Here is a 26093-nt window from a genome sequence, read left to right as displayed (position 1 = left end):
TGACGATTGTTGAACTTCTATTATTACTTACCCGTTCAGTTTATTACATTTGCCTGAATTTTAGGCTAAGGCAACACCTTAGCTGATGAGTATAGGGTATATTTTCTACCAACCTGATGAAAGGGGCATTAACCTTTCCAGAAATTTGTAAACAGAACAAACTGTCTAAGTATGTATTGGACATTGGAATTAGCCTCTCACTTAGAGGATGCACCTTGGCCAGCTACCAGGGACGAACTCATTGATTATGCTGTTCGTTCCGGGTCTCCACTTGAGGTAATTGAAAATCTTCAGTCAATGGAAGATGAGGGAGAGATGTATGAGAGCATCGAAGATGTATGGCCAGACTATCCTCGTAAGGATGACTTTCTCTTTAATGAAGATGAGTATTAATGTTTAAACGGAGGAGCAGTTAATAATGCCCTCTTGTATCGCAGTAAAAAAGGTTTTACTCTTCGGAGTGAAACCTTTTTTTTGTTTTTGCAGTAAACCCTGTTACATTTTATGCCATTATTTGGTTATTTTGTGACAAGGTAGCTTTTTGTCAGAAAAGGTTGCCTGGAAAACTTACCCAAACAGCAACACAATGAAAAACCTCCTGGAAATCGCCGGAGTAGTGACTAAAAAGAAAGTCAAGAAGATTGAGATTTTTGACGAATACTCACTCCGCGGGAAGGGCAGCAAATTTAATGAGTTTTACGAGGACCTTACTTCAGGTCTCTACAAAAATGACCGCGATGCTTCTAGTAAACTTTACGGCTGCACTCCTAAAGATGCCCGTTATCGGCAGCTAAAATCGCGCTTCCGCAAGCGGTTGTTGAATACTTTGTTTTTTCTGGACGTCAACAAACCTTCGGCTTCGAACTACGATAGAGCCCACTTTTCTTGCCACAAAGAATGGACCCTGGTCAAAATTCTTTTGGATAATGATGCACATAGCTCGGCCATGGGCCTGGCCCGAAGTATCCTGACAACTGCACTAAAGTTTAGGATTTCTGAAATAATAGTCAACTGTAGTCGTATCCTAAGGGAGGATGCTGCCTTAACCGGTAATACTAAGGAATTTGAGTATTACGATAACCTGATAAAAGAACACAGCCTGATCCTTTCTGCCGAGATGCGTTCGGAAGAGTTGTACCAACGGGTAGTGATGGATTATTATCAACCCGTACACAAAGACAATGACCTGGAGGAGCGCATTGACACTTATAGTACAATGTTATTAAGTCTTTCGGAAGTCCATGATTCTCCTTTGATTTTTTACAATATGTTTTTGGTTTGGTCGATGCGCTACGAAATGAATCGGGAATACGAAGCCTTACTTGAGGTGTGTGAACGAGCAGAGAACTACATCATCGATCACCCAAAGTTTTACCAGGAGGAGCGTCTGATTGAGTTTTACACCAAAAAAATGTCAGCATATCTTCATTTAGGAAACTATACAAAAGGGCAAATTAATGCAGAAAAATGTCTCAAGCAGTTTCCAGAAGGGAGTAAACCCTGGTTTACGTTTATGGAGTATTACCTTCTTTTAGCGCTTCATACGGACCATCATATTCAAGCCTTAGCTATTTACAATCAGACCGTAGCTAATAAAAAATTCCTTAAGCAGGAGGCAAATATGCGGGAACGTTGGAGACTTTTTGAGGCAGTTATCTTTTTTGTTCTCCAACGTCGAGGACTATCCAAACGGATCATTGCTCCAAAGCGCCAGTTGCCTTTCCAGCCAGAGAAATTTGTCGAGAGAGATTTTCATTACGGTTCCGATCAAAAGATATTGACCTTATTTATGTTGATTATGCAAATTTTCTTTTTGGTCGTAAAAAAGCAGTACAATCGAAGCGATGAACTCATCAATCAATTGCAGAATATGGCCAACCGCAATCTGCATAAAGATGAATATTATCGTCCTATCCAATTTATTCGACTGCTGCTGCAGATTCGTAAAGCTGGTTATCAAAAGGAGGAATTGCGTCACACCGAGAAATACCTGGATAACCTAACTGAAACGCCTTTTACGTACCGTGGAATATTATCACAATTCGAGCCTTTGCCGCTAGAAAAACTCTGGCAAGTGTTTCTCGATCATTTGGATTGATGCCCACTTGGAGGGGTGGAAACTAGGACTTATCTTCACCTTTGATGAAAACAGAAGGAATAATTATTGCAATCGACGGCTTCTCAGCCTGCGGTAAGAGTACACTGGCTAAGCAACTTGCGGAAAAGCTGGATTATACTTATATCGATACGGGGGCTATGTACCGTGCCGTTACCTATTATTTTATCAAACACCAGCTTGATTGGAATAATCCCGCCCAGGTGGCTATGGCTTTGGCAGAGATTCAAATCGACTTTAGACGTGATGAAGATGGCAGCCTGCACACCTTCTTGAATGGTGAAGATGTGGAAAAACAGATTCGCACCATGGAGGTTTCGGCGTCCGTAAGTCCCGTTGCGACCATCTCTGCTGTACGCCGTTTTTTGGTGCAACAACAGCAGGCACTAGGTGAAAAAAAGTCATGTATCCTTGATGGTCGTGATATTGGTACCGTTGTTTTTCCTGAAGCAAGCTTAAAGATCTTTTTGACCGCAGACCCCCAGGAACGTGCTCGCCGACGTTTGAAAGAACTTTTGGAAAAAGGACAATCGGTAAGCTTAGGAGAAATAGTCAATAACCTTACAGAGCGAGACCATATCGACAGTACCAGGGAAGATAGCCCGTTGCGACAGGCAGACGATGCCGTTGTCATTGACAACACGGTACTCTCTATGGAAGAACAGCTGGCAATGATAAAAGTACTGGCGGAGATGCGAGGAGCTTAAAACAGCAAGCCCCCATTTTCATATATAGAAATGGGGGCTTGCTATCCTCTATTGAAGGCTATCTGCTACAGGTCGCGCAGCGAATTGCGATCTCTTAAAATATCTTTGAGTTCTTTTAAGAAGGCGTATTGATGCGGTAAGGCACCTTTTAGGGCATCTTTGATACTGACAAAGGCTCCTTGCTCAATTTCTTTCAGCTTATCTTTCAGCTGCTTAGCATCTTGATAAAGCATTGTTTTTAAGCTAGGGATTTCATGCCAATCTCCCTCAACGGCAAAAGCTTCCTCCTGTTCTCCACTGGTTTCTTCTCGAACGGGATCAAGGGCGATGTAATCATCTGAAGATTGCTGGCTCATCTCTCCTTGTGGGAAATTGAGGGTATTTGCTTCTTGGTTATTAAGAAAAAAGACCTCTAGCCCGCTTTCGCGGAAACGATAGATGATCAAATTGACTTTCTTCCTTAGGCTCATGGCCTGAAATTTCGTGAGTAATTAATCCTCTTTACAACAGGAACTTATGGTGATTGTTCATACTGTGGGGCACAAAGTTACACCTTCTTCCCTAGAAACTAGGAATGTACCGCCCTATTTACCAATTCTTCCAGGGCGAGTGCTAAAAACAACTGCTCTTCTTTGTCATTGAGATCAGGCCTAATAAAACTGAATGCCCGCCGATGTAGCCCTTTGTCTGCTTTTTCTAAGCTGGTTGTTAGGTTGCCAACTTCTTTTCCTCCTACTTCTACTGGTCGTAAAGATTCCTTGCCCGATTTTAGTTGAGCGATCACTTTACCCGTTCGTTTGCCTTTCAAGATACCATCCTGGCTGAGTGTTCCCACTTCTTGCTGGTCAATAAATAGGGTGGCTACCCCTTTTTTTATCCAGTAGATGTATTCATGCTCAGCAGTGCGAGCATAGAGCAGTGCATTGGGTTTGTTGGCCTTTCCGAGGTATTCTCGGTAGCTATAGGCGAGTACTGGTTCGTGATAAATGGTGGTAAAGATACCTTTAGCGGTAGTAGTGACGCCTTTGCGCAGCACTTGTTTGTCCTGGCCAATACTGAACAGCTCAAGTTCTTCCTTGTCAATGGGCACCAGTTGGGTGACCCAGGTATCCATGTCACCTTTCATACGTTCGGTTTCCATAGCCAGGCGTTTGTTACCCGGAGCCATGTTTTTTGCAACCAGACTGGTTAGCGCCAAGCCACCAATCACCAAAGAACCCGCAAGAATGGCTAAATAAATCATAATTTGATTGTACAACTAATTATTAGACTACAAAGGTAGTCTTTTGTTAGAAAACAAGGTCTTTCGTACCGGAGCCTTATTGGCGTAATTTTCTTTGGGTGCCTACTTATTGCGTTTGCCCATATACAGTTCTTGGAGATTAGGCATGGTGAGGTTTTGGCGGCGCTGCTTAAGGATTGCCAGGTCTTCTTGATTAAGAATATGCCAGTTTTTTGTGTTTAGGATGGTATCCAGCTCTGACTGGATGGCAGGCCAATCTTCCCAATAGCTTGTCCCTGAAGCAGTGATATCATCAAGCAATTGGTTTTTCAATGTTATGCACTCCGCTTGTACGAAAGGGTATTGTTGGGTGATTTGCTCCAACTTCATGAAAAGATCAAAATGAATGTTCCTTCCAAGTAAACTGTGTTTTTCTTGAATAGTGACTGGAAACTCCCAACTGTGAAAATGGTATTCAATTCCATCCGGAGGATAAACCTCTTTTTGGTAAAACTGAAAGATGGCAAGCTCGGCATCTGCTCCAGGAATTTTTGCACAACGCTCTACCCACTGGTTGAAATCAATCCACCAACCAGGGCCAGCAGTATTTTGGTAAGCCAAGGTGGCAGGAAACAGCCCTTCGTATTGGGAGGCAGGGAGCAAAGGGTAATTCTTCAAATCTGCTTCCAGTTGATCTCGTAAGGACCTAATGGTTTGAAAGGTAAGCAATTGTACACCCGCTTGATGGGTATTCGACCATTGGTCCCAGATTTGGGTATAAAGGTTCAGCTTACTTGGAGTGAAGATCCCTCTAAGTCTATTTTGCCATTGCCATTGAAGGGTATCCTTGGTCGGTAAAACGAAATCAGCGGGGTTGGCATAGATCCAGGCAAGCTCTTTATTCGGGAGGACTACCCTGAAGAAAGGCTCCAGTAAAGTATCTTTTCGGGTTGTTCGTGAATAAAGACGTGGGGAAATTTCATCGGTTAATACGATGAGGTCTCCTTTTTGCAATGCTGCTACTGGTTGGCCATCAGGATGGTCATAAGCCGTTACGGCCCGGTTGAGGGTCAATTGTCTATTGCCTTGTTCTACATGCTGGGCAGCGGTATCTTCTTCAGTGCTAGGGGAAGACTGGCAGCCAAAGCAACAACAAAGCAGCACTACACTCAGTCCCCAACATAATTTGTCTGGTGAGGGGAAGAGGTGCCTGACTTTAGCGAATAAGGTAGTTGATAAAGAAAAACAAAACGAGATAAATCCAAAGTGCATCAAGGAAGTGCCAGTATATGGTGAGTAAACGAAGTTTTAGCCTTTTCTCTGGATCGCTGAAGTAAACAAGCACACTTACAGGGTCTTGCATTTTTTTATGAGCCTGCCAGATGAAGTACCCCAAAAATGGTATACCTCCAATGACGTGAGCAAAGTGCAAACCAGAAATCACGTAAAGATAACCCGCAGCGTTGTCACTGTCAATAAAAATCTCTTGTTGGAAGAGTTCTCTCCAGCCTACGACCTGCAATGCCAAGAATAGAAAGGACAGGCCCATGGTGATGCCCAGGGCTACTTTATAGCGTGGGGTATTATCAGCTACATAGGCTTTTTTTGCGGTCAGCATGGTTCCGCTACTGGCTAGTAGTATCAGGGTATTAAAAAGAAATATGGCAGGGAGCTTTATGGGCGGTGCTGAACTCTGCACCCTGGAGTAAACAAAAGAAATACTAAGCGACAGAAAGAGGATGGAAAGACTAAAAATAAGTAGAATCAATAAAACATTGTAGGGGTGAAAGGCAAAGGAGCCGTACTCATCACCATCAGCCTGGTACTGGTCACGAAGTGGGGTGTTTTCGTTCATCTTATCTGTCTTGACGATTTTCTCTACGGCAACGATCGCTGCAATACTTCACCTCATGCCATACCTTTTCCCACTTCTTACGCCAAAGAAAGGGACGTTGACAATGTGCACAGCGCTTTTGCGGAAAATCAGCTTTTTTTCTTGTTTTTGGCATCGTATGTTCAGCAGAACAACTCTAACAGTAAATTTGAACAAAGGTTGTCGAAAAAATGCCAAATATGGAATTATCAAAGGCTCAGCCTAAACCTTAAGGCCTACCGTCAAGATCACGACTTAGAGGCGCCAGAGCATTGGCAATAGTGGCGAGTCGTTCATTGATGTTAGATTGCTGGATAGATATTTCTTCCAATTGTACGCCTTCCCGTTTTAGCAGGTCATCAAACCGGAGGAAATTATCATCAATACGTTTTTTTAAATGGACGATGTATCGTTTGAGGGTGCTATTTACTTCTTCAGTGAGACGTTGACGGCCCTGAGCAATTTCCTGACGGAAGCCATCCGTGATTTTTTTGCGCTTCGAGCGAGTGCTGAAACCTGCAAATAACAGCCCTATTGCCGTAAGTAATCCCCCTGTGATGTCAAGCATACCTATTTGGCTAACGGTCATCAGGATAACACCAATCGCTGCAATACCAGAGCCAGCGGCCAGGTTTGGGGATAGGTTTTTCTTGTCAGGGAAGAGGGATTCATCGGTGAAATTTTCCGTCTTACTGATAAAACGAGAAAACTGATCTTGTAAATCGCGCAATACATTCTCGCGTCGTTCGGCAATGTCACTGAATATTTCGTGATCGTTGCTGAGGATGGTTTTACTGGAACGGATTTTCAGGTCAATGATCTTGGCCATTTGCTGGATGCTATCCGCCAGGTCGATCATACCCTCGTTGAGGCGTTGCTGTAATGCACCATTGAGTTCGTCCTCCATCTCCTTGGCCAAGTCGGTGAGCCACTGTTGCGCAGAGGGTGTTTTCGAGAAAATGCTGCTTACTGATCGTCGCAGAAGGCCAAACAAACTGAGGCCTCCTTCCAGCTCATAAGCTTTTTTGGTAGTGATCCGGTCATAAGCACCCAATAAGGCATCATTGAGCAAATCAACTTGTTTGTAGCTTTTGGTTTCTTGTTCGTCGAGCGTTTCTCTAATGTCTTCGCGAAATTCCTGATCCGCCCGGTATTGTTGTTGGCGTAAATCCAGCCCAGTAGCAATGCGCTCGTTGATGTTGTTGGCGGTGGCGACACTATTGATCAGCTTGAGCGCTGGTGCCTGGCCACCAGTAATATGGTTTTGGATGTAGGCTCTCAGCTCGCCAAATCCTGATTGTGTCGTTTGTCCTTCTTGTTCCTGCTTGGCCGAGACGGCAAAAACGTGGGGTATGGTCATCCCTTTTTTGAGGGCATTGTCCTTAACGCCCTGGATGTTTATGGCCAAATCTTCAGCTGGCATCAAATCTTTTTGTTGCAAAACAAAAATGACTTTCTTCCGCCATTCTCCCTGGATAAAGTCGAAAAATTCCCAGGCTGATTGCCGATATGGGTTTTTTGCTTCGAAAACGAAGACAATCAAATCTGATGCCGGAACAAAACGTTCCGTGATTTCTTGATGATGGGCCACAATGGTATTGGTGCCCGGTGTGTCAACGATTGCTATATCCTGAAGAATATCAACAGGCAGCATAATTTTCTTGAGGTAATCATTGACCATCACTTCAGCTCTTTCTTCGCCGTACAAGATTTGCTGGATGGTATCCGTCATCGGTTGAGGAGCGACCTTGGTGATCTCTTCTCCCGTAGCGAGTAGGGCGTTGATGAAGCTGCTTTTTCCTGCTTTTACTTCTCCCACAATGACAAACATGAAAGGCTCGTGCAGGCGATTACGTAAATCACTGACGGTATGGCTCATTTCCTCGTGGCCAATCCGAATGGTCAGCTCGTGCAAATCCTTGGTGATTTCTTCTAGTTGAGCTCGATGGGTTTGCAGTTGCGGATTGAGCAGTTTAGTCACAATAGAGAAGTTTGGTTAAATCTTAGGACGATGAATTTTCGCTAAGATACAGATTGGACTGAGGTCCCTGGCAAAAAAGTAAATCCAAAATGCTGAGATTGGCAATAAAGCCATGGCGTTCCAGAAATACTTGTGAGTAAGCTACGAAATTTTGTTGATCGTTGGAAGCTGGAGGATAGGATTTCGGGGTGATTTTCTCCCGAATGTCAATGACTTTTGCAGGGTACTGGGAACGAAATTCTTCGGTCAGCCGAATAGGCTTGTCCCATTGTAATAAACGGAAGATCGTTTTTAGCACAGCGAGGTTAAATTCCCAAAGAAGTGCTGGCGGATGCAAAAAAAGCGGCGCAAGCTCATCGGCATAATAGGGGAAGAATGGTGCATTGCCGTAAGCCGAGCGGATACTTTGCCAATGTTGACGCGGCCAATCTTGGTGAAAATTGAGTTCAACTTCCCGAATAGATAACTGGTTGTTTTTGCCTTTTTCCAGAGGGAGGCTAAGACGCTGCAAGCCATTTGCACCAATAATATAACAGCGATTGCGGTAGGACCTTTTTTGATAGTTTTCGCAGGATTCCAGTAGGATTTCGTCAGCAGCCTTGAAGTGAACAAAGCTGGCGATGGGGGGGAGGAAATGAAGCTCTGAAAGAACGGTGTTCAAAATGGATAGTTGGTGATTCCGACAATTGGGCTCAAGACAGAATGCACTGGTTAAAATTGTAAAAGGACAGGGGATGTTTGGTGCCCTCTTTTGTAGAGGGTAGAGAGATTTTTGATCCTGAAACGAACCGTTGCTAAATCTCTCTACCTTTTACTGAAATGGTGCGAAGCATAGTTACAGTATCCGTTTTAGGAATTATCTCTGTACGCTATACCCTGTACCTTATACCCTAACTTAAGCTCTAGGCACCAAAGCTGTATCGCGAGTAGCGGCAGGCTTTTTCTTGTCACCCTGGATGTTCATTGCCATCTGTACGGCACGGAGGGTGTTGACTACACCGCCTGTAACTGACAATTTATCCAGCATTTCTTGCTTGTCCTCTTCTCCTGGCACATTCACTAAGAAGGAAGGCTTAACGGAAGAGTCCATGATGATTTGCTTCACCTGTTCTGCCGTCAAGTCTGGGAAGTAGGAACGTAGCGTTGCCGCCAATCCAGCCACCATAGGAGCAGCCATACTGGTACCTTGCAGGTCTTGGTATTTGTCATCAGGAACAGTAGCGTAAATTTCTACCCCTGGTGCAAAAACGTCCACTTTGTCTTGACTCCAGTTGGAGAAACCAGCGGTAAGGTCCTGGTCATTGTTAGCAGACATAGCACCAACTTCGATCCAGGTATCAGCGTACTTAGGACGGAACAATCCACGACGGTCATATTTGTCGTGAGGGAAGTTATTTTCAAAGTTGTTTTCTTTTCCATCGTTGCCCGCAGCGTGAACGAGGATAACATCTTTCGAAACGGCATAACGTACGGCATCATCAACGGCATCTTTGTAAGGAGAGTAGCCTTTTCCGAAGCTCATGTTGATAACGGTAGCACCATTGTCAACGGCATAACGGATGGCATTGGCTACATCTTTGTCTCTTTCATCACCATTAGGAACGGCACGAACAGACATGATGCGAACATTGCTAGCTACGCCATCCATACCAATACCATTGCCACGAATAGCAGCAACAATACCTGCAACGTGGGTACCGTGTAAAGCATCGGGGCCTTCAACGTCATTGTTGCCATAGTTGCGGTCGTTGAGATCAGCAGGATTGTCTCCTACGATGTCACGTGCATCAAAATCAGGGTTCCAATTGTAGTTGTAAGAGTCATTGAAATATTCAGCAGCACCTTTTACCTGACCGTAGACGTCATCAAAATCGTCGCCTTTTTCGAGGATGCCACTCATGAACTGAGCCGCTTTACCGACATTACCTTCTGCTTCAGTGTGCTTTTTTACGTCATCTAGCTTGATGTCAGCAGGCTTTTTGCCGATAGCTTCGATCAATTCGTCCATCATTTCCAGCGTGCGCGTATACAGCATTACGTTGGGCTGCATACCTTCACGCTTGTCGTTGATGATTTCTTCGTATTCTTTGTACGTTTCGTAATCACGACGTGCCTTTTTTGATAGTTTGGAAACATCGGCACCATCAAAACGTGCATGAAGTTTGCGGTAAAGTCTTACAATTTCGAGGTTTTCTGCATTGATATTCTTGCCGTCTTTACCACCAATAAAGTTCCAGCCGTGAATATCGTCAATGTAGCCATTGTTGTCATCATCAATGCCGTTGCCAGGAATTTCGTCCTCGTTTACCCACATGATGTCAGCCAGGTCTTCATGCTCGGCGTCCACACCTGAATCGATGATGGCTACTATTACCGTTTGACTTGCTTTACCATTAAGGATCTCCCGGTAAGCTTTAGTTGTGCTCATGCCTGGATAGCCGTCTTCTGCGAGGTCCATGTGCGGCCAATCTTTCGGCGTAGGCTTGTCGTCTTGAGCGTTTAGGAGGGTGCATCCGAAAACGAGGAGCATCCCTAAAAAGAGATTAAATTTCATGTAAAAGTTGATGTTTGTGCATAATTCACAGCACCAGGTGAGGGGAAAACAAAGCGGAATCTAGTCACCCGGGCGTGAGGATAATATTGCTGTTTACGGAATAAACCCCAGAAGGGTTTTCTTTGCTTTACTACTTTTGGCAAAACTTCGCCCAAAAGTAGAAAATGAACGTATAATTCTGACTTTTATGGTGAGAATAAGTCACCGGAGGATGGCAAAAGGCAGTGAATAGGCTTTAATGACGAATGAATGACCTTAATCTTGCTGGTCAATGGCAATCATCCTATCTTCTACTTCACGTACGAGGTCCGTAAATTTTTGATCTCTTTTCATATTCCGATCCCGGTGTAGAGGTAAATCTACCCGGATATGTTCCACAAAACGAGATGGCGCTTTTTTCATAATGTAGATGTCATCGGCCAGGTAAACCGCTTCGGAGATGTCGTGAGTGACAAAGATAACTGTTGGATGGATCTCCCGCCATAAGTCGGCCAGGAGGTCCTGCATTTGTAGCCTGGTGTTGATATCGAGTGCGCCAAAGGGTTCATCCATCAGGAGTATCTCCTGGTTGGCCATTAAGCTTCGTGCAATGGCTACCCGCTGAAGCTGGCCGCCAGATAGGGTAGGGTACTGGGCGAATTTGTTTTCGTGTCCGGCCAAGCCTACTTTAGTGATCATCTCCATTGCCTTTTGCACTCGTTCCTTTTCACTAACTCCTTGATAAGCCAGGGCCAGTGATACATTGTCAAGTACGGTCAGCCAGGGCAGGCTGGAATACTCCTGGAAGACCATTCCTACTCGGTTATCGGCATCAATGGGCTTGCCGTTCAACAACACTTGCCCTGAGCTTGGTCGCTGCAAACCCGCTATATAACGGAGCACTGTCGATTTACCGCAACCACTAGGCCCTAGAATTACGACAAACTGACCTTGAGCAGGTTTGTCCTCCACGAGGAAGTCGAGGTTTTGTAACACAAAGCTTTCTCCACCATTATACGAGTGGGAAACTTGCCGCAGCTCAATGATATTTTCTTGGTTACTATCAGGAAATAAGGACATAGCTTATTGGATATAAGAGCGTTGGAAACGAAACTCACCGTATAAAATCATAATGAGCCCCGTAATCACGGTGATGTACATCAGGTTAAGTAAAATGCCCGTAAGTGACGGGATGAAGGCACCGAGTAGTAGATAAAGCATCACGCTACCCAGCATCAGCAGAAAGCCAAGCTTGACTTCTTTGAGTCCTCCAAAAACAGTCTTGTAGTACTTGTGTGGAAACAGCCGCTTGTCTAGGTAGACAAATAGTCGATCCTGAAGAAATCCTACAAAAATGATGACGATCAGCCATGCAAAAACTTGATCTACTTTGCCATATTTTCCACTAACCCAGATCATTGCGCCCACACCACCGTCGCGATTCAATAATTCTGCGATAATGATATAGGTCCAACTGATGGCGGTCAGTACACGGATATCGTCCATCAATTTACTCAGCACAGATGGAAAATAAACGCTGCGAATCATCTGCCAGTTGGTCGCACTGAGCGTGAATACGGTTTTCAAATAAACGTCTTCCACTTCATTGATTCTTTGGATGACCACCGGTAGCAGGTAGACCAAAATACCAAATGCCAGGAAGGCTACTTTCATACTATCGCCCACACCAAACCATAGGATAAAGAGCCCGGTAATCGCCGTGATTGGCAAGTAGCGCAGGGCATCAACTTGTTTGCTGAACAAGGCTCTAACCGCAGGAATCAAGCCAAGGGGAAAGCCTACAGTCAGTGCAATGAAGATGGCCCAAAAGTATCCTCTTAGGTTGCGCCAGATAGAAATCCAGGTATTGAGAAAGAGATTTTCTTCCTTCTTCAGCACAGGAAAGGCCGCTACCACATGGTTTGGGGGAGGTAGCAAGGGGTAGACTTTTTCAAACTCTGTGGCATTCGCCAGGTTGATAGAATCAACTGTAAAAAGACTATCAAGATTGATGGAAAAATCATCCGCGTTTTGATCTTCTAAAGTCGGAATTTTCGAAGCGTATTCTACGAGAGGTCGTTGGATAGCCAAGGCTTCGGCCATTGCCCACCAGATCAAAATGAAAATGATAAAGCCGCCAATAGCCCATATCCATTGTTGTTTTCCATCGTAGCGATTACGCAAATGAAGCAGTGACGCCATGCAATAGGTATATTTTTGCGGAAATTAGGATAATTTTAGGAGTCCACAAAATTTCATTTACTACGCCAACTTTTACACCTTTACATCATCACAAATTTTACACCCTGAATAAATGTCCGTCCCTTTCTCTACTCACTGGCATTGGTTGCGAGCTGCTTTCCGCTATTATTGGCGGGCGCAAACCCGCTATGATGTTCATTCCCCATTTTTGGCGGCTTGGTTGAAAGCTGTACTGGAAGATGAGCGCGAATATTATGCTTTCGATGAGATAGAAATCATCAGGCAATATTGGTTGCGTTCGCCGCAAATGATTGATTATTCCTCGGATCTTGGAGCAGGGAGCCGTGCGGGGCAAGGAGAGAAAAGGGCTGTCAAAGAAATGGCTCGTTGGAGCAGTATTGATCCGCAAACCGGGCGCCGCCTTTTCAGGATGATGCAGTTTTCTCAACCCAAAACTATCCTCGAACTCGGGACCAACTTGGGCATATCCGCGATGTATTTACAGCGCGGAGCAGTAGCAGCCAAGCTGTATACCATTGAAGGACAAGCAGCAGTAGCTCGAATGGCCCAAGCTTCTTTTGCACGTATGGGCAAGCAATACCAGCCAGAAATTATTACTGGAAGCTTTGCCGAGGTGTTGCCCGAATGCTTACCCCGTATAGAAAAACTGGATGTGGTTTGGCTGGATGGCGATCATCGGGAAGCGGCTACTATAGCCTATTTTGAACAAATACTGCCTTTTCTGCACCCTGGAAGTGTAGTCGCAGTGGGAGATATTTATTGGTCAGAAGGTATGGAAAAAGCCTGGGAGGTATTAAAAAACCATCCTTCCGTCACCCTTAGTGTCGATCTCTTTGATTTTGGGGTGCTCTTCTTTCGGGAAGAACAGCAAGAGAAAGAGCATTTTACCTTGATTCCTTATCACTATAAGCCCTGGCGGTTGGGATTTTTTTGATGTGAAAACAAAGACGGCCTGCTGAAATCATCAGCAGGCCGCCTCTTTATTTGGCAGGATGTACTAGCAAGTACAAATCCTATTACCTTTTGCTTCGTACCAAGTACTAGTTGAAAGTATAACGGATACCAATACGACCACGCCAGCGAGAACCACGGTCAAAGATATTGAAGCGGTCATCACCACGGCGCTCATCGTCAAAGGTAAAGCGAGGCGTAGTGCCATCTGCTTCGTAGCCTCTGAAGTTGATCAACTGGTAATCGAATGGGTTGCTGTAAATTACACCCCAGTCAGAATTCAACAGGTTGGCAAAGTTGAAGATATCTAAAGATACTTCCAACTTGTTGGTCTTCGTACCTGTCTTAATGCCGAATGACTGAGCAATACGAAGGTCAAACTGGCTAACGAAAGGCGTACGAGCACCATTTTTCTCAGCGTAACCACCACGGTTTTCACTTAGGTAGTCATCCTGCTCAATGAATTCGTTCAAGGCCTCCCACTGCTGAGCAGCAGTAGCACCACCAGCGATGTCCACCAAGTTGATCTGAGAAGCATCCGCAGGAATCCAAATCAAAGAACGGTTACGGCTAGTACTACCCGTTTCGTTGTTGATGTTACGAGCAGCACTTTGTGCGTAAACGTAAGAGTAAGGATCACCCGACTGGCCGTTGTAGAAGATAGAAATACCGGTGTTGAACAAGCCATTGGTTCCCCAAGAGTTGTCGTAACCAATAGCAGCAATGATACGTGAACCGATAGAGAAGTCTGAACGACCTACCATTGGAGCGTTACGACCATCAACATTGAAGATACCACGCCACTGAGAAGAGTTCTGAGAAGAAGTACCTTCCATCAATGAAGTCGCATCACCATAGGTATATGCAACGTAGGTGTTCAGGCCAAAGTCGAAGTCTTTCGACAAAGAAGCTGTTACGTTGTAAGTGCTACCTTCGTTGGTGTTAGAAGCCAGATAAATAGACTCGTAGGTAGGATCAAGGCTGGTACGTGTGTACACCGGACGATCGTCAGGACCACCAGTCCAGTTGAAACCAACGGTTGGGTCTGAGTTTACGTTCTTGTAGATAATATCATTCAAGGTCTTGGTATAGATACCTTCCAGGGTAGCAGTGATGCCACCAGGCAACACTTGGTCAATCGCAGCACTGGCACGGAATACCTGTGGGTAGCGGAAGTCTTGCGTAAACAAGTCAATCTGACCTGAAGGAACAGTAAAGTCAGGGTTGGTTGGCTGCTTGTTAATATCAGCTTCGAAAGGCTGATCCACGATAAATGCACCACCAACGGTCAAACCGTTGTTGTTGAAAGCACCACCAGGCCAAACGAAAGGAATACGGCTGGTGAAGATACCTACACCACCACGGAGGTTGGTGTTTTCAGAAGCAGCATACTGCAAACCAATACGAGGAGATACCATCAGCTGACCTTCTGGCATCGCACCACCTTGAGCACCTTCTACGTCGTAAGCTGCAGAAATAGCAGGAAGGGTAGTGGTGTTAAAGCTTGGGTCAATAGCAGGATCATCCAATAGGATAGGAACGTCCAAACGAACACCCGCAGTAAGGGTGAATTTGTCACTTGGAGCCCACTCGTCTTGTACGTAGACACCCAATTGCAAAGCTTTGAAGGTTGCAGCAGCAGCCGTTTCGTCACCGGTAATATCGTCAACCAATGAGTAAGAACGGTAGAATTCGTCGGCATTAGCACCACTCAAGAAAGCGTCAATAGATGGGAATTCGTAAACACCGAAGTTTTGGCGAACGAATACGTTATTGAAGCTGCTGTACTCGTTGTGCGTACCAATGGTGATGGTGTGTGCATTCTTGTACAACTTGAAGTTGTTGGTCAAAGTGATAATGTCTTGCTCCAGCAAGTTAGCCGTAGAGAACTGCTCAGAACCAATGTTGATCGTTCCGTCACCGTCAAAAAGAATTAGGTAAGGGAAATCGTTGCCGATTGGGTCACGGTCATCACGTACAGTTGTGATACCCAAAACCAGGTTGTTGGAAGACTTGGTACCGAAAATAGAGTTCAGTTCCGCAGCAAAAGAGTTGGTGGTGCTTGGGAAATAAACACCATTGTTTTCGTAGTTGATGTTGAACTGGTTAGAACCATTTACATCAAACTGCTCTGCTTTGGTGTACTGATGACGAACCGTCAGTTTGTTGGTTTCGCTCAAGTTGAAGTCCAACTTGCCGAACAAACGCAAACCTTCTAGTTTGTCGATTTTGCTACCAAATGCACCTGGATCATAACCGTAGTCACTGATAAGGCGATTGCGTAGGTTGGTCAAATCAGCTTCCGAAGCATCGCCACGGTAGGTGTCAAACAAGAAAGGAACTGGCGTTTCATCACGCTGGATTTCTCCGTTGAAGAAGAAAAATACTTTGTCCTTAACGATAGGGCCACCCAAAGATAAACCGTACAAGTTTTGAGCAAAGTCATCCAAAGGCTCAGCTTCTCCACCCGTACGCTCGATCAATGAACCGTTGGTGTTGCCAGCCAGGCTTTCATTCTGGTTGAAGAAATAAGCAGTACCTTCCAGGTTGTTGGTACCAGACTTGGTAACTGCACTAATGCCACCACCTGAGAAACCACCAAGGGTTACGTCATAAGGAGATACAACTACCTGAATCTGCTCAATGGCATCAATACTGATAGGAGCAATACCGGTTTGACCACCGTTGGTACCGTTAGCTGCCAGACCAAATACGTCGTTGTTTACCGCACCGTCAATATAGATAGCATTGTAGCGGTTGTTGATACCGGCAATAGAAGTACCTCCACCGAAAGAAGCCTTAGATTGTGGGGTCAAACGAGTGAAATCACCCAAATCCCGGCTCAACGTCGGCATACGGTTGATGTCGTCAGACTTAATAATGGTAGAAGAGCCAATGTTACCACCTGCAGGGCCACCCTGAGCAGTTACCGTAACGGTACCCAACTCAATAGCAGTTTCCTGAATGGTAGCATCAAGACGGTAAGGCTGTCCTAAAGACAGGAAAATACCATCGTAAGAAGCATCTTCGAAACCAGTATAAGAAATTGTGATCTTGTAAGGACCACCAACCCGCATGCCGGGAATGCGGTAGTTACCGTCCAAGTCAGTAGATCCGCCGTAGGTAGTACCAGAAGGTACGTGCACTGCGAATACGTTGGCGCCAATCAGTTCTTCCGAACCATCAGTCACCTTTCCCTGCATGGATGAGGTCGTGGAACCTTGTCCGAATGCAAATGATGCCGTGAGTAGCATCGCGCAAATCGTAAAAAAATTCTTCATAGCAAGTGTAAAATTTAATGAAGTATGTTCCGCAAAATTACGTTGACTAAAAGTAGTCCATCTTTGTTTAATGTTAACTTTGTGTTAACTTTTCTCAAGTGCTTTGTTTTCAGTAAGTTGCAAGAATTATGTTTGGCATAGCTTTAAGTGCTGCCAAAGAATGAATGGTGATTGAGTAATGTGGATTAAGAAAATACTGGCATTTGAAATTCTCCGTTTTTTGCCTTTATAGTGCTTTGTTTTTTTTGTAGTTTCAGGCCTTGGAAACGGATGGTTTCCTATTCATTTACCCAAAACCATTTTTAATGCGAACGTTTACCATCTTTCTTATGTGCCTTGTTGGGGCGATAACCCTGAATGCGCAAACGCCAGATTTGGTCATCTCTGAAATCATGTACAACCCGCCAGAAAGCGGCGTTGATACTTATGAGTACCTAGAAATTTATAACAATGGCACAACTGCCGTTGATCTTCTTGGCTATAGTCTTTCTGGTGTAGATTATGTTTTTACCTCAGGACTGAATTTGGGAGCTGGAGAATACCTGCTTTTTGCTGGTGATAGTATTGCTTTTGAAGCGGCCTTTGGCCTGGCAGCTTTGCAATGGACAGGTGGGAGCTTGAGTAACGGAGGCGAATTATTAAAACTTCTCGATGCTACGGGTGCCGTAGTCGATTCTGTTGATTTCGACGATAGCTTTCCTTGGCCAACGGCCGCTGATGGAGGTGGTGCCAGCTTGGTTCTCTGTGATTTCAATAGTGATAACAATGACGGTGCCAACTGGGCTGCTGCGAACACCGGAACTGGGGTGCTCTCTGAGGGCGTAGAAATGTTTGGCAATCCCGGAGCAGCATCCGCTTGTCCTACAGGACCCATTGTTCGTTTCCTTACGGACCAAATTGAAGTGGGTGAAGACGCTGGAACCTTTACCATTGGGGTTGAAATTCGCGACGCTGAGGCGGGTACTTACTCCGTTGACATTGCCGCCGATGGTGTTTTCACAGCAACCATCGGTGCTGATATCACCTTTCTTCCTGCCAGCCTTACGTTTTCTAGTGGGGCAGCTGTAGACACGATGGAAGTCTCAATTACGGTTATCGACGATACGGATCCTGAGCCACTGGAGTCTTTGGTGCTGAATTTGGCGAACCCAACCGGAGGTCTTACCATTAGTGGTGTAGCCAGTACGTCAACGATTTTGATAGCGGACAATGACACCGATATTCCAGCGATTGTCATCAATGAGATCATGTACAGCCCACCGGGTACGGACTCCCAATACGAATACCTCGAACTGTTTAACAATGACGATGTGGTGATCAACGTCGGTGGTTATTATTTTTCTGCTGGTATTGTTGATACCCTTCCCGATGTTGACCTGCAGCCAGGTGATTTTCTCTTGCTAGCGGTTGATAGTGTAAGCTTTGAAGCGACCTATGGTCTTCCTGCTTTCCAGTGGGAGAGTGGTAGCCTCAGCAATGCTGGTGAGACCATTGAATTGAGAGATGCTTTGGGTAATGTGGTAGATGTAGTGTCGTATGACGATACCAATGGTTGGCCAGCAGCTGCCAATGGCGACGGTCCAGCACTGGTACTGTGTGATCCTTCTTCAGATAATGAGTTGGCTGCCAGTTGGATTGCAGGTGTTCAACCTACCGGTGTCTTTATCAGTGGCATTGAAATACTGGGTAGCCCTGGGGCCGCTAATGATTGCACGCCTCCCGCACCACAAGGATATACCCCTTATGCTATTGGTCAGGTAACGGGCATAAATGCTACGGGTGTTGCCGATTCTCTAGGCGTTCGTGCTGAACTGACGGGTATTGTTTATGGTGGAAACCTTCGTCCAGGGGGGGCACAGTTTACCATTATCGATGGTGCCGGCGATGGAATCGCGATGTTTAGCAATGATAACGATTTCGGCTATACCGTCACTGAAGGTGATGAAGTGACCGTGCAGGGAGTTGTAAGCCAGTTCAATGGCCTTACCCAATTAAACCTGGATACCATCTTGATGAATAGCATGAACAATTCTTTGCTTCCTGCAACGGAGGTGACCGCTTTAGGCGAGGATACCGAATCACAGTTGGTCAGCTTGACGGGAGTAACCATTGTCGACTTTGCTACGGCAGGCGGCGGCCTCAATGTAAATGTCACCGATGGTACCAATACTTTTTTAGTACGAGTAGATTTTGATACCAACATTACAGAAGCAGATATTTCCGGTTTTGGTGATTCTCCATTGATGATCACTGGCCTGGGCGGACAGTTTGATAGCAGTGAGCCTTATGATGAAGGCTACCAGCTCTTGCCTCGTTACCTGGATGATATTCAAATTATTGACGCCACCAACGAACCTGCGTGGGCCCAGTACGTGGAATTGTTCCCCAATCCTACGGCTAATCAACTCACTATCCGCAACAGTGTAGTAATGGAGCAATTGAGCTTGAAAAACAAACTCGGCCAAACACTGCGCACCTGGAACGTGAGCGGTGAGCAGTCGAGCATCGACTTAGCAGCCTTGCCTGCCGGCGTGTACTTCCTGCAAATCCAGGCTGCTGGAGAGCAATTGGTACGCCGTATTGTGAAGCAATAAATTTGATAGCTTAAACAGCGCTGTTAATGTTTTGTCAAACATGGGCTATCTCGCTGGTCGGGATAGCCCATGTGCTTTGTATAACGTAATTTCGCCCCATGTATAAAAACAAGTTGAAGATAGGATTGAGCCTTTCAGGAGGTGGTGCAAGAGGCTTTGCGCACATTGGAGCACTGCAAGCTTTGCTCGAAGCGGGTATTGAACCTGATTTGGTGAGTGGAGCCAGCGCTGGTTCGGTGGTAGGGACGCTTTACGCAGCTGGATATTCTCCGGAAGAAATACAGGTGTTTATCAAGAAGAGCAATTTTTTGAAATTGGTAAAAATTGGTTTGCCCAACGGTGGTCTGACCAAACTCACTTACTTACAGGAACGCCTCGCAGACATCATCGAAATCGATGACTTCAGTGCGCTTAAACGCAAATTGTGGGTAGCTGTGACCAACTTGAATACGGGCGAATTGGAATTGCGAAAGGAAGGGCCACTCTTTGATGTGGTAATGGCTTCTTGCAGTATCCCGCTGGTTTTTCAACCCGTAGAAATGGATAACCAATTGTATGTGGATGGAGGATTGCTTTGCAATTTACCCGTCAGCCCCCTGAAAGAAGAGGCAGATTTTATTATTGGCATCAACTTGGTACCCAGTGTAGTTGCGGATAAAAAATCACTCAATGGCGTGGTAGGCATTGCCTATCGTTGTTTTGATTTATCGGTACTCACCAATACGCAACCTCAGATAGCACTTTGTGATTACTTGTTGGAACCAACAGAGATTACCAAGTACAGTATCTTTCAGTTCAATAAATACGAAGCCATCTACCGATTGGGGTACGAAACGACGAAAGCGAAAGTTGCCGATATTTTAGAGGCTTTGGAGAAGGCCAGCCTTGCCAGTGTTGCTACTTGAGCACCGCCCGGTAATTATTTTCGTCCTTGAAATGGACCTCTATGTTTTCCTTCAGGGTCGTTGCTAACGACATACCGCAATAATCAACTTGTATAGGGAAAGATTTGTGGGTACGATCCACCAATACCGCGGTTTCTAGCTGCTTGGGTAGGATGTCAAGGAGAGGTTTACACGCGTAAAAAAGGGTTCTACCCGTGTTGGCTACGTCATCTACTACCAAGACGGGCTTGCCGTCAAGTTCTGAAAGATCCATTTCAATGGTAACGGGCTCTGCAACTGGATTTGCAGGATTGACACGGATTCTTGTCAAATGTATAGGAGCATCTGAAAGCTCACGGAGTTGTTCTACCAGGAGGCCAGCAAAGTGCATCCCTCGATTATTTACACCAGCAACAATGAGTTCGTGCTCCTGGGTGTTACGTTCCATGATCTCGATGGCCAAACGCCGAACCTTTTGCAGGATTTGGCGGTGGTTGAGGATTTCTATGATGTTGGCATCAATGCTATTCATTTTACAAAGTTAGCGATAATTTCTATACTCGTCGTGGGGTAAATAAGAATTTTATCATGCCGAGAGGGCTTACTTATCTAGACTTTTTTTGAATTAGCGAATTTTCGCTAAGGGTTCTTTTTACATTGCAAATTCTTTTCTTTACTTTGCGTATCAAGTCGACTAAATCAGGCAGATGATACAGCAAATTTTATTCTTAATTATAGCGGGAGGAGCTTCCTTTTACGCTTTTCGCCAATTCATGGCCATCCGGCAAACCATCCTGCTAGGGCAGGAGGAAGAAGTTACGGGAGACGTTAGCGAACGTTGGCGCAACGTTTTACTGGTTGCCTTTGGGCAAAAGAAGATGTTTAAGCGCTGGATACCAGCTGTTTTTCACCTTTTTATTTACGTCGCGTTTTTATTTACCCAAATCGAACTCATCGAGATTTTTATTGATGGAATCTTCGGTGTGCATCGCTTTTTTGCGGATAAAATAGGCGTTTTGTATAACCTGATATTGAACACCATTGAAATATTGTCGGTGCTGGCTTTCGTGGCGACGATTATCTTTTTAGCTCGACGTAATCTCTTAAAAATCCCTCGCTTGTACAGCCTGAATGGTTGGCCAAAACTCGATGCTAACCTCATTTTGATTTTCGAGGTATTGTTGCTGGTGGCGATTTTTACGATGAATGGTGCAGACGTTGTATTACAAGGAATGGATCCCGATCATTATCCGGATACGGGCACCCTGGCGGTTAGTTCTTGGTTGGGGCCCGCTCTATTTGGTGGCCTCAGTGAAGGTACCTTGGTCGTGGTTGAACGAATGGGGTGGTGGTTGCACCTGGGGATGGTGCTGATCTTCCTCAATTACTTGCCAAAATCCAAGCACTTGCATATCATGTTGGCTTTTCCCAACACCTTCTTCTCCAGGTTAAAGTCTCGGGGAGAAATGGATAACATGCCTGCGATCATGAACGAGGTAAAAAGCATGATGGGCCTTACGGAAGATACCGGAGAAGCAGATATGGAGGAGGAGCTGCCAGAGTTTGGAGCGAATGACGTACTCGGACTCAGCTGGATAGACCTGCTCGGTGCCTATACTTGTACGGAATGTGGGCGGTGTACCGCTGTTTGCCCAGCCAATACGACGGGCAAGCAACTATCACCTCGCAAAATCATGATGGATATTCGCGACCGTGCAGAAGAGGTGCACACGAAAATTCAATCGGGTAAGGAAGAATATGCAGCGGATGCTGGAAAGCCACTGAGTAAGGATAACTTTGCTGACGGTAAATCACTGTTTGATTACATCACCCGAGAAGAAATTCATGCTTGTACCACCTGTAATGCATGCGTAGAAGCTTGCCCCGTACTGATCAACCCATTGGAGCCCATCCTGAAGATGCGGCGCTACGAAATATTGACAGAGTCAGCTGGTCCTGGTGATTGGCTACCGATGTTCAACGCAATTGAAAACAGTGGTGCAGCCTGGAGCATGACCATTGACCGCGAAGCCTGGACCCAGGCAGAATAAATCTATTAAAGAAGTTTAGATGACGAATGTAAAAACCATGGCGCAGTATGCCGCCGAAGGAAAGGAACCCGAAATTTTATTCTGGGTAGGCTGTGCCGGTAGTTTCGATGATCGGGCGCAAAAAGTGACGCGTGCCTTTACCGAGATTCTTAATGCCGCTGGTATCGAATTCGCTATTCTGGGCAACGAAGAGCAATGTACGGGTGATCCGGCTCGACGCGCGGGCAATGAATTCCTCTTTCAAATGACCGCCCTTCAAAATATTGAGACCCTCAATATGTACAAGGTGCAAAAAATTGTAACGGCTTGCCCTCATTGTTTCAACACCTTGAAAAATGAATATCCTGCACTAGGAGGCAATTACGATTTGGTTCACCATACCCAGTTGTTGCAAGAGCTTATTGATAATGGCCGTATCAAGCTTACCGAAGGGGGGACCTTTAAGGGTAAGCGGATTACCTACCATGATAGTTGTTACCTAGGGCGTATTAATGGTGTTTACGAAGCACCCCGCGCTACCCTGGAAGCCTTGGATGGACAGTTGGTAGAAATGAAACGTAGTAAGCAAAACGGCTTGTGTTGTGGTGCCGGAGGCGCTCAAATGTGGAAAGAAGACGAGCCTGGTGATAAACGAATCAACATCGAGCGTTCTGAAGAAGCACTCTCTACTGGTGCTTCCGTGATTGCTGTAAACTGCCCGTTTTGCCTGACGATGATGAGTGATGGCGTAAAAGCAAAAGAAAAGCAGGAAGAGGTAATGGTCTTAGACCTCAGTGAGCTGGTGGTCCAAAACTTAGCGCGCTAAGAAATGTTTAGTGATTATGACAAGTATCAATGTTTTAAATCCTCAGGCCCGTATCTGGGTATACCAGGCTAACGAACCTTTTACCAGGGAGGAAGTTGGCGAGGTAGAACTTAATCTTCAGCAGTTTGCTCAACAGTGGGTGAGCCATAATCGCCAACTCAAAGCTGGCGCTGCAGTATTGCACGATCGATTTCTGGTACTGGCCGTCGATGAATCCCAAGCTGGTGCCAGCGGATGTAGTATTGATAGTTCAGTGAATTTTCTGAAAAAATTGGGCGCTCATTATCAGCGTGACCTGTTTGATCGATTGCGCTTTTCTTACGTGAAAGAGGGAGAGGTGCATACGGTCAGTAAAGACGACTTCGCTCGTTTGTACCAAGAGGGGATCATAAATGACGAAACTTTAGTGTTTGATCCTTTAGTGAAAACAGTAGGTGAGTTGTCTGTCGGCTTTGAGAAACCCCTCAAAAACAGTTGGCACGCGCGTTTTGTCTAAAGTCAGTCTTAATTTTCTGATCGTTGATAGAAAAATCACTTAGGGGATGATGTTCTCACCTTACCTTTGAAGAAAACCTTTACACCCTTACACTTGGATAACCCTTACACCAAAAAAAATGATCGGAAAAGTAAAACAGTGGCTCGGTATTGAAGGCGTTAAATTGGTCGTGAATATTCCGGAAGGACAAGCCTTGGCGAATGAAAGTCTTCATGGCACCTTACACCTCCAGTCGATGAACCCCCAAACCGTCACCGGAATTCGCGTCGTCTTGATCGAGCGTTACAGCCGCGGCAGGGGGGAGGAGCGCCTCGTGGATGAATACGAGCTTGGTCGAACAGAGCTGAATGAAACCTTTGAAGTAGCACCGGATACCGTGGTAGAAAAATCTTTTAGATTGTCTTTTGAACCCTTGCGTTCAGAGGTCGATACTTGGGGAGATCGCAATATTTTTAATCGCCAGTTTGCCAAAGCAGCCCGCTGGATGCGCAATGCAGAGTCCCAGTACCGTGTGGAAGCAGAAGCCAAAGTAAAAGGCGTCGCCTTAAATCCATTCGATAAAAAAGTCGTGGATTTGAGCTGATTTGGAATTCGGAAATATTAAAGTGCCTCCAACCTCCAACTAACTTTTACACCTTTACACCCCTTTGAAAGTCGGAATTGGGAATTAGGAAGTCGGAAATTTGACCAACAGCTCATCAACTAACTTTTACACCTTTACACTCTACCTTCTTCCTCTCCTGAAACCTCCTTTCTTGCCAGCAGGTGCACTAGGCATTCCTCCCATCATTCCAGGGTTTTTGCTCATTTTATGCATCATTTTCCGCATCTGATCAAACTGCTTGATGAAGCGGTTGATTTCCTCCATGTCTTGACCACAACCACCCGCGATACGACGCTTGCGACTTAGGTCAAGCGCCTCTGGATTCTCTCTTTCGTAAGGGGTCATTGAGTAGATAATAGCCTCCACTTTATTGAAAGCACTATCGTCGATATTAAGGTCACGGGTCATTTTACCAATACCGGGTATCATGCCAAGGAGACTTTTGAGGTCTCCCATTCGGCGCAGCTGAGCAATTTGGCTGAGGAAATCATTGAAGTCAAACTTGTTCTTTTTGATCTTCTTTTCCAGTCGCTTAGCTTCCTCTTCGTCGAATTGCGATTGAGCTTTTTCTACGAAAGAAACAATATCTCCCATACCCAGAATACGCTGGGCCATGCGTTCGGGGTGGAATACATCAAGCGTGTCCATCTTTTCGCCTGTAGAGACGAATTTGATGGGCTTGCCAACGGTATATTTTACGGAAAGTGCAGCTCCACCGCGCGTATCACCGTCTAATTTGGTAAGCACTACGCCGTCGTAGTCGATGCGATCGTTGAAGGCTTTGGCCGTGTTTACGGCATCTTGCCCCGTCATGGAGTCTACAACAAAGAGGGTTTCATTGGGAGAGATAGCAGCTTTGACGGCGGCAATCTCGTTCATCATGGCTTCATCTACCGAAAGACGCCCGGCGGTGTCCACGATAACAACGTCAAGTTTTTGCTGCTTGGCGTGTGCAATGGCATTCAGCGCAATTTGTACCGGATTTTTATTATCGGGCTCTTTATAAATCTCTGCGCCGACTTGTTCCGAAATAACAGTAAGCTGGTCAATAGCAGCCGGACGGTAAACATCACAAGCTGTTACCAATACTTTTTTCTTGTGCTTCTCTTTGAGGAAGAGCGCCAACTTGCCAGTAAATGTGGTTTTTCCTGATCCTTGGAGTCCAGCAATTAAAATGATGGCTGGTTTATCTTTGATGTTGAAAGAAGCCGCTTCACCACCCATGAGTTCTGTGAGGCCATCCTGAACGAGTTTGACCATCAATTCCCCAGGCTTCACGTTTTTCAGGATGTTTTCCTGACCTAAAGCTTTCTCCTTAATACTATCGGTAAACTCCTTGGCTATCTTATAGTTTACGTCAGCGGCTACCAGTGCCCGGCGAATTTCTTTCACCGATTGGGCAATATTGATTTCCGTTAGTTTGGCATCACCACTGAGGGTCTTGAAAACCGAATCCAGACGATCACTTAAGCTGTTGAACATATCTTCGCTCTTATTTAGGGCCGCAAATATACGTATTTCTTCCGGGATTCGAAGGGAGAATTATGGACTTCCTTAAGCAATTATTACGAGGGAACTGATTTGAAAATTGTTCTTCTTGAAAATCGTGCAGTTTTTGAATTATTTGAATTTTTAAACTTCTTTTGTGTCAAAAAGTAGACAAATATTTCGTTTTTGTTGATTTCTCCAATTAAATTTACCTGAACAAGCGATTGCTTGGAGAAACTTCATTGAAGTGTTGTCTGACCGTGACTTTTTCCTGACTTATAGTC

Annotated in this window: 23 protein-coding genes; 10 read left to right on the top strand and 13 right to left on the bottom strand. The window is 45.3% G+C overall.

Translation table 11 applies throughout. The annotated features are described in order from the left end of the window. Positions 1-171: 171 nt before the first annotated feature. The 3 genes from AB0L18_RS23030 to cmk all read left to right on the top strand — a co-directional run bounded on the left by AB0L18_RS23030 (position 172) and on the right by cmk (position 2823). Positions 172-393, top strand: a complete 222-nt coding sequence (locus AB0L18_RS23030) for a DUF2795 domain-containing protein (RefSeq protein WP_367389677.1) — start codon at positions 172-174, stop codon at positions 391-393. 193 nt (positions 394-586) lie between these two features. Beyond that, positions 587-2098, top strand: a complete 1512-nt coding sequence (locus tag AB0L18_RS23025) for a hypothetical protein (protein ID WP_367389676.1) — start codon at positions 587-589, stop codon at positions 2096-2098. A 44-nt stretch (positions 2099-2142) separates the two neighbouring features. Next, entirely contained in the window at positions 2143-2823 is a 681-nt protein-coding gene (gene cmk / locus AB0L18_RS23020; protein WP_367389675.1) for a (d)CMP kinase, read from the top strand. A gap of 65 nt (positions 2824-2888) precedes the next feature. Here cmk and AB0L18_RS23015 read toward each other — a convergent pair whose 3' ends face one another. From AB0L18_RS23015 to AB0L18_RS22970, 10 genes are all read right to left on the bottom strand, one after another. Next, positions 2889-3293, bottom strand: coding sequence for a hypothetical protein (locus tag AB0L18_RS23015; protein ID WP_367389674.1), 405 nt, complete (start codon positions 3291-3293; stop codon positions 2889-2891). Between the two features lie 98 nt (positions 3294-3391). Further along, positions 3392-4066: a hypothetical protein gene (locus tag AB0L18_RS23010; protein WP_367389673.1), complete on the bottom strand. Its 675-nt coding sequence runs from the start codon at positions 4064-4066 to the stop codon at positions 3392-3394. A 102-nt stretch (positions 4067-4168) separates the two neighbouring features. After that, positions 4169-5317 carry a hypothetical protein gene (locus tag AB0L18_RS23005; RefSeq protein ID WP_367389672.1) on the bottom strand — a complete coding sequence of 383 codons (1149 nt, stop codon included), beginning with the start codon at positions 5315-5317 and terminating at the stop codon, positions 4169-4171. After that, positions 5262-5900, bottom strand: coding sequence for a heme-copper oxidase subunit III (locus AB0L18_RS23000; RefSeq protein ID WP_367389671.1), 639 nt, complete (start codon positions 5898-5900; stop codon positions 5262-5264). The genes AB0L18_RS23005 and AB0L18_RS23000 overlap by 56 nt, the downstream gene beginning before the upstream one ends. Position 5901: 1 nt before the next feature. Further along, positions 5902-6054 carry a DUF2256 domain-containing protein gene (locus AB0L18_RS22995; RefSeq protein ID WP_367389670.1) on the bottom strand — a complete coding sequence of 51 codons (153 nt, stop codon included), beginning with the start codon at positions 6052-6054 and terminating at the stop codon, positions 5902-5904. A 93-nt stretch (positions 6055-6147) separates the two neighbouring features. Further along, a complete protein-coding gene (locus AB0L18_RS22990) occupies positions 6148-7899 on the bottom strand; it encodes a dynamin family protein (protein ID WP_367389669.1) in 1752 nt (583 codons plus the stop codon). Positions 7900-7921: 22 nt separating this feature from the next. Further along, entirely contained in the window at positions 7922-8560 is a 639-nt protein-coding gene (locus AB0L18_RS22985) for a WbqC family protein (protein WP_367389668.1), read from the bottom strand. Between the two features lie 234 nt (positions 8561-8794). Then, complete coding sequence (locus AB0L18_RS22980) at positions 8795-10453, bottom strand: S8 family peptidase (RefSeq protein WP_367389667.1); 1659 nt, start codon at positions 10451-10453, stop codon at positions 8795-8797. Between the two features lie 255 nt (positions 10454-10708). Next, entirely contained in the window at positions 10709-11512 is an 804-nt protein-coding gene (locus AB0L18_RS22975; RefSeq protein WP_367389666.1) for an ABC transporter ATP-binding protein, read from the bottom strand. Positions 11513-11515: 3 nt separating this feature from the next. Further along, positions 11516-12634: an ABC transporter permease gene (locus AB0L18_RS22970; protein WP_367389665.1), complete on the bottom strand. Its 1119-nt coding sequence runs from the start codon at positions 12632-12634 to the stop codon at positions 11516-11518. Positions 12635-12746: 112 nt separating this feature from the next. Between AB0L18_RS22970 and AB0L18_RS22965 the strand changes: the two genes are divergently transcribed. Continuing rightward, complete coding sequence (locus AB0L18_RS22965; protein ID WP_367389664.1) at positions 12747-13589, top strand: O-methyltransferase; 843 nt, start codon at positions 12747-12749, stop codon at positions 13587-13589. Between the two features lie 106 nt (positions 13590-13695). On the opposite strand, the gene AB0L18_RS22960 is transcribed toward AB0L18_RS22965, so the two are convergent. Further along, on the bottom strand, positions 13696-16887 hold the full coding sequence (locus AB0L18_RS22960; protein ID WP_367389663.1) for a TonB-dependent receptor: 3192 nt from the start codon (positions 16885-16887) through the stop codon (positions 13696-13698). 305 nt (positions 16888-17192) lie between these two features. Here AB0L18_RS22960 and AB0L18_RS22955 point away from each other — a divergent pair, with 305 nt between their 5' ends. Beyond that, positions 17193-19481: a lamin tail domain-containing protein gene (locus AB0L18_RS22955; protein ID WP_367389662.1), complete on the top strand. Its 2289-nt coding sequence runs from the start codon at positions 17193-17195 to the stop codon at positions 19479-19481. 98 nt (positions 19482-19579) lie between these two features. Beyond that, positions 19580-20386, top strand: a complete 807-nt coding sequence (locus AB0L18_RS22950) for a patatin-like phospholipase family protein (RefSeq protein WP_367389661.1) — start codon at positions 19580-19582, stop codon at positions 20384-20386. Here the strand turns inward: AB0L18_RS22950 and AB0L18_RS22945 are convergent. Continuing rightward, the gene (locus AB0L18_RS22945; RefSeq protein ID WP_367389660.1) at positions 20379-20897 is read right to left on the bottom strand and encodes a phosphoribosyltransferase family protein; all 519 of its coding nucleotides are present in this window, start codon (positions 20895-20897) and stop codon (positions 20379-20381) included. The two genes, AB0L18_RS22950 and AB0L18_RS22945, sit on opposite strands and share 8 nt — an antisense overlap. A 175-nt stretch (positions 20898-21072) precedes the next feature. Here AB0L18_RS22945 and AB0L18_RS22940 point away from each other — a divergent pair, with 175 nt between their 5' ends. From AB0L18_RS22940 to AB0L18_RS22925, 4 genes are all read left to right on the top strand, one after another. Continuing rightward, positions 21073-22416 carry a 4Fe-4S dicluster domain-containing protein gene (locus tag AB0L18_RS22940; RefSeq protein WP_367389659.1) on the top strand — a complete coding sequence of 448 codons (1344 nt, stop codon included), beginning with the start codon at positions 21073-21075 and terminating at the stop codon, positions 22414-22416. A 19-nt stretch (positions 22417-22435) separates the two neighbouring features. Further along, positions 22436-23221 (top strand): (Fe-S)-binding protein, encoded by a 786-nt coding sequence (locus AB0L18_RS22935; RefSeq protein WP_367389658.1) that lies wholly within the window; start codon positions 22436-22438, stop codon positions 23219-23221. Between the two features lie 16 nt (positions 23222-23237). Further along, complete coding sequence (locus tag AB0L18_RS22930) at positions 23238-23717, top strand: hypothetical protein (protein WP_367389657.1); 480 nt, start codon at positions 23238-23240, stop codon at positions 23715-23717. Positions 23718-23835: 118 nt separating this feature from the next. Further along, positions 23836-24300, top strand: coding sequence for a sporulation protein (locus AB0L18_RS22925; protein ID WP_367389656.1), 465 nt, complete (start codon positions 23836-23838; stop codon positions 24298-24300). Between the two features lie 141 nt (positions 24301-24441). On the opposite strand, the gene ffh is transcribed toward AB0L18_RS22925, so the two are convergent. Continuing rightward, on the bottom strand, positions 24442-25803 hold the full coding sequence (gene ffh / locus AB0L18_RS22920; RefSeq protein WP_367389655.1) for a signal recognition particle protein: 1362 nt from the start codon (positions 25801-25803) through the stop codon (positions 24442-24444). Between the last annotated feature and the right edge of the window lie 290 nt (positions 25804-26093).

It is taken from the genome of Lewinella sp. LCG006, assembly GCF_040784935.1.
In the GTDB taxonomy this organism is placed as follows: Bacteria; Bacteroidota; Bacteroidia; order Chitinophagales; family Saprospiraceae; genus Lewinella.
The sequence above is the reverse complement of the archived record's forward strand: the minus strand, read 5'-3'. Positions and strand labels throughout refer to the sequence as shown.